Below are 6574 nucleotides of genomic sequence, written 5' to 3' on the forward strand. Positions count from 1 at the left end.
GCCTAGCCCGGTCCGATCGGCAGATGATGCGGCGCGGCCAGCGGTGCGGCCAGGTACTCGCGCGGGCTGACCCCGGCGAATTCGCGGAACTCGCGGATCAGGTGCGACTGGTCGAAATAACCTTGCTCGAGCGCGAGCTGCGCCCATGCGGGCCGCGGCGTCGCCGACAAGGCCGCGAGCAGGCGGCGGAAGCGCTGCACGCGCGCATAGCGCTTGGGCGCCAAGCCCACCGCATCGCGGAAGCCGGCGATGAAGTGGCGATGGCTGCGGCCGCCGGCTTCGGCGATCGCGGCGATGGTGTCGTCCGTGCCGGAGGCTCGTTCGAGCCGGGTTGCCGCCCGCGCGATCTGCGGGTCGAGGCCGCGCAACGGGCGCAGACGCTCGTGCAGGAAACGCTCGAACACCTGGCGACGACGGTGCGGATCGTCGGTTACGGCAAGACGCTCGTACAGCAGCTCGGCGGCATTGCCGCACAGATCGCCCAGCGCTACGTGTTGGCCGGCGAGCTCGGCCGCGGACACGCCGAACAAGGCCAGCGCCGCGCCGGGGCGCAGCACGGCACCGACCGATGCGGCCGGAGTCGAGGTGTCCTTGATGCAATACGTGGCGCGGATGCCGGCGACGGTCGCGGCGGCGTGGCGACGGCCGATGCGATCGTCGGCATCGGCGTACAAGCGCAGCGGCGGTCCGTCCAGGCGCACGACCAGATGCATCGCGCCGTTCGGCAAGGAATGCTCGCGCTGGGCGCGCGCTGGCTCGGCCGGACGCGCCTGCACCCAGATGCGTTCGATCCAGGGATGCAGCGAAGCCGGCACGGGGCGTTCGGCAGTCATGGCGTACGGGATAGGGGCGACAGGTCGCGGCGGCGGCAATGCACGATCATGCGCTCTTATCCGATAGCGGTGCTCGATGCCGGCGCGCATTCATATCGAAGCGGAGCGGACCGGGATCGCGGCGTTCTTGCACGATGCGCCCGCGCCGCTGGTGGTGTAGTCGTAGATGCTGCCTTTGCGGACCATGAACTTGACCGTGCAGCGGCCGGTTTCCGGGGCCGGTGCCGATGGGGTCGCCTCGCGCATCGGCCCGGTCGCGCCGAGCACGTAGTGCAGCCAGCGGCTGTCGTCTTCCTCGCGGTACGAGAGCGGATCGCCCCAGGTGCCGACCAGCAATTGCAGCGGCGCGTCGATCCAGCTTTCCAGCGCCGGGTTCGGCGTGCGCTGGCGACGTTCGCTCGCGCGAGCGCTGCGCGCAGAGGCTTCGGCCTGGGCGCGGGCGTCGTCCTGCTGGTCGCGCAGTTCGGCGTGGACCTGGCTCATCGCGCCGGACAGGCGCGCGAGCGTGCTTTCGACCTCCTGCTGGCGCGCGGCGATCTGGGTCTTGGAGCGGGTGGTGGTGTAGCGCGGCCGCTTGCCGTCGGTCCAGAAGCGCTGCCAGGACAGATCGACCACGGTCAGCTGGTTCGCCGCGCCGTCGAGCGGGGTCATGCCGTGTTCGGGCTTGCGCGAGGCCGGCTCGCAGGCGAAGCGCTGCGCCTGGGTCATCCAGCCGGCCGGCGTCGCGGCCCACTCGCTCGGCGCCCGGGTTTCTTCGGTGTCGTTGCGCCAATACACCTCGGCCGCGGTGCTGCGCGCCCGTCCGCGCGCGCAGTCGAACTGCAGGTGGTGGACGATCTTGTCCGGCGCGGACTTGTGTTCCATGACCTCGAACACCTGGATCGAACGCGGCGCCGCTTCGCGCGCGCTCATCGCCGCGTCGGGGCCGTCCGCGAACAGGATCCGGCTTTCCTCTTCGGGCGTCAGAGCGGTCCCGATCCAGCTGCTGTCGGCATAGATCAGGCCGCGCGCGGGTTTGTCGCCGTAGCGATGCAACAGATAACCCTCGCCGGCGCAGGCCGGTGCTGCCGCCAGTACGAGGGTGGCGAGGCTGGCCGACAGTACGGCTTTCTTGGTGGCCTTCGTGGCGGCCTTCGTCCAACTGTCCATGATCGAACGCGGTCCTTGGGGCGGCGACCCGCCGCCGCCCGAGGATAGCGCCGCCCGCTGCGGGCGGCGCGCTCAGGCCGGTTTCGCGATGGCGTTAACGGCCGGCCGTCGCAGTTCGCTCAGCCTTCGAAGGCCGGCAGCTTGGGTTTCACCGCGACGTTCTTCAGCGCCACGTACTTGGGCAGGCCGTCGCGGCCGTACGGCGGCGGGGCTTCGCCGCGGATCAGCGGCTCCAGATAGGCGCGGGCCTTGGCGGTGATGCCGTAGCCGTCCTTGCGCAGGAAACCGGCCGGCATCTTCTTCTCGTGGTTGGCCACCTTGCTCAGCGGCGCGGCCTCGATCTTCCAGCGATACGGCGCGTCCGAGGTGCGCACGATCACCGGCATCACCGAATTGTGGCCCTTCAGCGCGAACTCGACCGCGGCCTTGCCGACCGCGCGGGCCTGCTCGACGTCGGTCTTCGAGGCCAGGTGGCGGGCCGAGCGCTGCAGATAGTCGGGCAGGGCCCAATGCACCTTGTAGCCCAGGGCGTCCTTGACCCGTCCGGCCAGGTGCGAGGCGACGCCGCCGAGCTGGGTGTGGCCGAAGGAGTCGTGGCCGCCGCCGGCATCGGCGACGAAGCGGCCGTCGGCGGTCTGGATGCCTTCGCTGGCCACCACCACGCAATAGCCGACGCGTTCGACCGTGGCCCGGACCTTGGCGAAGAAATCGGCCTCATCGAAGGGGCGCTCCGGGAACAGGATCAGGTGCGGCGCGTCGTCGGGGCCCTGGCCGGCCAGGCCGGCGGCCGCGGCCAGCCAGCCGGCGTGTCGGCCCATGGCCTCGTAGACGAAGACCTTGGTCGAGGTCTCGGCCATCGCCGCCACGTCGAGGGCGGCCTCGCGCACCGACACCGCGGTGTACTTGGCGGCCGAGCCGAAGCCGGGGCAGCAGTCGGTCACCGCGAGGTCGTTGTCGACCGTCTTCGGCACCCCGATGCAGGTCAGCGGATAGCCGAACTCGGCCGCGAGCCGGGACACCTTGAGGGCGGTGTCGGCCGAGTCGTTGCCGCCGTTGTAGAGAAACCAGCGCACGTCGTGGGCCTTGAGCACGGCCAGCAGGCGCTCGTAGCGGGCGCGGTCGGCCTCCAGCGACTTGAGCTTGACCCGGCAGGAGCCGAAGGCGCCGCCCGGGGTGTGACCGAGGGCGCGGATCGCCGCCGCCGACTCGCGGGAGGTGTCGATCAGCTCCTCGCGCAGGGCGCCGAGGATGCCGTTGCGGGCGGCCAGCACCTTGACCTTGCGGGCCCGGGCGGTTTCGATCACGGCCGAGGCCGTGGCATTGATGACGGCGGTCACACCGCCGGATTGGGCGTACAGCAAAGTTCCGTTGGGCATGGGGATTCCAGGATTTCGGCCGGATTGCGGTAAGCTGCCAGCAATATTTTGCCCGGCGGGTGAATGGCGGCTCCGAGTGTAGCGCCGCCCCGCGGACTGGCCAGCCTCGTGCGGCCGGTGGGCTGCGAGGCTGGCGTGGCGAACGCCGGCCGCGACGATTTCGTTAGTTTTCAGGAGCGATGTTGATGCGATTGGTACTTCTGGGCGCGCCCGGTTCCGGCAAGGGCACGCAGGCTGCGCGGCTTAAGGAGCATTTGCAGGTGCCGCATATTTCCACCGGCGATCTGTTGCGCGGCGAAGTCGCGGCCGGTTCCAAGCTGGGTCTGGAAGCCAAGGCGGTGATGGACGCCGGCAACCTGGTCAGCGACGAGATCCTGCTCGGCATGCTCGAGGACCGTTTTTCGCGTCCCGACACCGCCGGCGGTTTCATTCTCGACGGCTATCCGCGCAACCTGGCCCAGGCCGATGCGCTCGACGTGCTGCTGAAGAAGATCGGCCAGCCGATGGACTTTGCCGTGCAGCTCGAAGTGCCGACCGAATTGCTGGTCCAGCGCATCGCCGGCCGCGCCGCCGAGCAGGGCCGCGTCGACGACAGCCCGGAAGCGGTGCGCACGCGCCTGAAGGTCTACGACGACGTGACCGCGCCGGTCATCGAGTACTACCGCCAGCATGGCCGCCTGACCGTGGTCGACGGCGTCGGCTCGTTGGACGTGGTGTTCACCCGCATCATCGAAGCGCTGGAACCGGCGCCGACGGTCGGTTGAGCCCCGTTTCTTCTGCGTCGCGTTCGCGCCCCGGTTCTTCTCCCTCTCCCGCTTGCGGGAGAGGGTTGGGGTGAGGGCATTCGCCCTCCCAGCCACCGCACAGGTTTCGCGGTAGCGGGATCAGCAGCCGTGGGGCTTCTGCGCACGCCGACTCCCGCGCCCCCAGCCCTTGCCCTCTCCCGCAGGTGGGAGAGGGGGCGTCGGTGCCGTGCAGGAGCCGCTCGCGTTGGACCTTCGACGTTAATCCAGGACCTCGGATCTTGAAGCTACATATCTTGGGCATCGCCGGTACTTTCATGGGCGGTGTCGCCGCGCTCGCACGCGAACTCGGCCATGAGGTCGAAGGCAGCGACCAGGCGGTGTATCCGCCGATGTCGACCCAGCTCGAACAGCTCGGCATCGCGCTCAAGCAAGGCTATCGGCCCGAACACATCGGCGCCGATTGCGACGAGATCGTGGTCGGCAACGCGTTGTCGCGCGGCAACGCCGCGGTCGAGCAGGTCCTCGACGACGGCCGCCGCTACACCTCCGGCGCGCAGTGGCTGTGCGAACAGGTGCTGCCGGGCCGCGACACGCTCGCCGTCGCCGGCACCCACGGCAAGACCACCACCACGACTATCCTGACCTGGCTGCTGGAAGCCGCGGGCCGCCAGCCGGGCTTTTTGATCGGCGGCGTCGCCGAGGATTTCGGCGTGTCCGCGCGTATCGGCGCCGGCCGCGAGTTCGTCGTCGAAGCCGACGAGTACGACACCGCCTTCTTCGACAAGCGCAGCAAGTTCGTCCACTACCGTCCGTTGGTGGCCATCCTCAACAATCTCGAATACGACCACGCCGACATCTTCCCCGACGTCGCCGCGATCCAGCGCCAGTTCCATCACCTCGTGCGCACCGTGCCGCGCCGCGGCCGCCTGATCGTCAACGGCGAAGACGAGCGCCTGGGCGAAGTGCTGGCGATGGGCTGCTGGACCCCGGTCGAGCGTTTCGGCCTGCACTCCGAATCGGCGGCACCGGCCTTCGAATGGACCGCGCGCTTGATCGAAACCGACGGCAGCGCCTTCGCGGTGATCCACGACGGCGTCGAAGTCGGCGAAGTGCGTTGGCCCTTGCTCGGCCGCCATAACGTCATGAACGCCCTGGCTGCGCTGGCCGCGGCGAACGCGGTCGGCGTCGATGTCGCCAGCGTGCTGCCGGCCCTGGCCGCGTTTCGCAGCGTCAAGCGCCGCCTGGAAGTGATCGGCGAAACCGGCGGCGTCACCGTCTACGACGACTTCGCCCATCATCCGACTGCGATAGCCACCACGCTCGCCGGCCTGCGCGCACGCGTCGGCAACGCGCGCATCGTCGTGGCGATGGAACCGCGCAGCAATTCGATGCGCCTGGGCGCGCATTCCGACGCCCTGGCGCCGTCGCTCGACGGCGCCGACACCGTGGTGTTCCTGCATCGGCCCGAACTGGCCTGGGATGCCGGCAAGGTCGTCGCCGGCCTGCGCGGCGAGGGCGTGACCGTGCCCGACGCCGATGCCCTGATCGCCGCGTTGAGCGAACGCGTACGCGCCGGCGACCATGTCGTGTTCATGTCGAACGGTGGTTTCGATGGCGCCCCGCGGCGGTTTTTCGCCGCATTGCAGGACGCGCAGACGGCGTAATTAACGTTGCCCCCGAGACCCTGTAGGAGCGGCGTGAGCCGCGACCGCGCCGCTTCGATCTAACTTCGCAGCTGACTGGTGCCCAGGGGTAGGAGCGGCGCAAGCCGCGACCGCGCCGCTTCGATTTAGCTTCGTAGCTGGCAGGTGCTCGGGGTAGGAGCGGCGTCCTACTGGATTTCCTTCGGTCACAAGCCGCGACCGCGCCCGTTCCTGAGCCGGCGCCGGCCACGACGCCAGGCAACACCGGCTTTCGCCTTTGCCGTAAAGATTCGGCTTCGGCTTCGGCTGTTGCTGTTGCTGTGCGTAGCCGAGCACTAGCGAAGGCAATCGAAGACCCGGAGGGCGGTCCGCATGGATGCGGGCCGTTTTTCATCGGGACAGGGATGTCCCGTATGAAAAATCCCTGCGGAGGCACCGCTCGTGCGGGCCTGTGATTCAAAAGAAAAGCATTTTTCTTTGGTTACCTTTCTTTTGTTGCTTATGACAAAAGAAAGTAACCCGCCGCTTTAGTGGCGGAAGCTTTTAGCGTTTGATCTGGATCTTGATCTTGCTTGAACGAAACGCCGCAAATCCGTTACAGCGCGGTCGCGGCTTGCGCCGCTCCTACTCTGAGGGACTGCGGCCGGCATCGGTGCGAGATTGAGGCCCTGTGGTCGCGGCTCACGCCGCTCCTACAAGGGAAGGGTTCGCTAGGTTCCTTTCTTCAAGCAAGAGCAGAGCTTCCGCCCGCTACGCGGCCGGGTTACTTTCTTTTGCTAAGCCCAAAAGTCCGTCTGGATTCCCTTCGGTCAAAGGTAACCAAAGAA

5 protein-coding genes are annotated in these 6574 nt (G+C 68.4%); 2 read left to right on the plus strand and 3 right to left on the minus strand.

The window, feature by feature from the left end; genetic code table 11:
• Positions 1–2 precede the first annotated feature (2 nt).
• The 3 genes from ACTJJK_RS17910 to ACTJJK_RS17920 all read right to left on the minus strand — a co-directional run bounded on the left by ACTJJK_RS17910 (position 3) and on the right by ACTJJK_RS17920 (position 3358).
• Positions 3–833 (minus strand): helix-turn-helix domain-containing protein, encoded by an 831-nt coding sequence (locus tag ACTJJK_RS17910; protein ID WP_440730859.1) that lies wholly within the window; start codon positions 831–833, stop codon positions 3–5.
• A 90-nt stretch (positions 834–923) separates the two neighbouring features.
• A complete protein-coding gene (locus ACTJJK_RS17915) occupies positions 924–1982 on the minus strand; it encodes a hypothetical protein (protein ID WP_440730860.1) in 1059 nt (352 codons plus the stop codon).
• Positions 1983–2101: 119 nt separating this feature from the next.
• Positions 2102–3358 carry a 6-phosphofructokinase gene (locus ACTJJK_RS17920; RefSeq protein ID WP_440730861.1) on the minus strand — a complete coding sequence of 419 codons (1257 nt, stop codon included), beginning with the start codon at positions 3356–3358 and terminating at the stop codon, positions 2102–2104.
• 185 nt (positions 3359–3543) lie between these two features.
• Here ACTJJK_RS17920 and ACTJJK_RS17925 point away from each other — a divergent pair, with 185 nt between their 5' ends.
• Positions 3544–4122, plus strand: a complete 579-nt coding sequence (locus ACTJJK_RS17925) for an adenylate kinase (protein WP_031370360.1) — start codon at positions 3544–3546, stop codon at positions 4120–4122.
• A 257-nt stretch (positions 4123–4379) separates the two neighbouring features.
• Positions 4380–5768, plus strand: coding sequence for a UDP-N-acetylmuramate:L-alanyl-gamma-D-glutamyl-meso-diaminopimelate ligase (gene mpl / locus ACTJJK_RS17930; protein ID WP_440730862.1), 1389 nt, complete (start codon positions 4380–4382; stop codon positions 5766–5768).
• Positions 5769–6574: the final 806 nt, after the last annotated feature.

It is taken from the genome of Lysobacter sp. 22409 (assembly GCF_052045105.1).
Lineage (GTDB): Bacteria > Pseudomonadota > Gammaproteobacteria > Xanthomonadales > Xanthomonadaceae > Lysobacter > Lysobacter antibioticus_B.

What these genes read in the sequence shown, in the direction of transcription:
- ACTJJK_RS17910 (WP_440730859.1), bottom strand. Translation starts at nt 833, where the DNA reads ATGACTGCCGAACGCCCCGTGCCGGCTTCGCTGCATCCCTGGATCGAA.
- ACTJJK_RS17915 (WP_440730860.1), bottom strand. Translation starts at nt 1,982, where the DNA reads ATGGACAGTTGGACGAAGGCCGCCACGAAGGCCACCAAGAAAGCCGTA.
- ACTJJK_RS17920 (WP_440730861.1), bottom strand. Translation starts at nt 3,358, where the DNA reads ATGCCCAACGGAACTTTGCTGTACGCCCAATCCGGCGGTGTGACCGCC.
- ACTJJK_RS17925 (WP_031370360.1), top strand. Translation starts at nt 3,544, where the DNA reads ATGCGATTGGTACTTCTGGGCGCGCCCGGTTCCGGCAAGGGCACGCAG.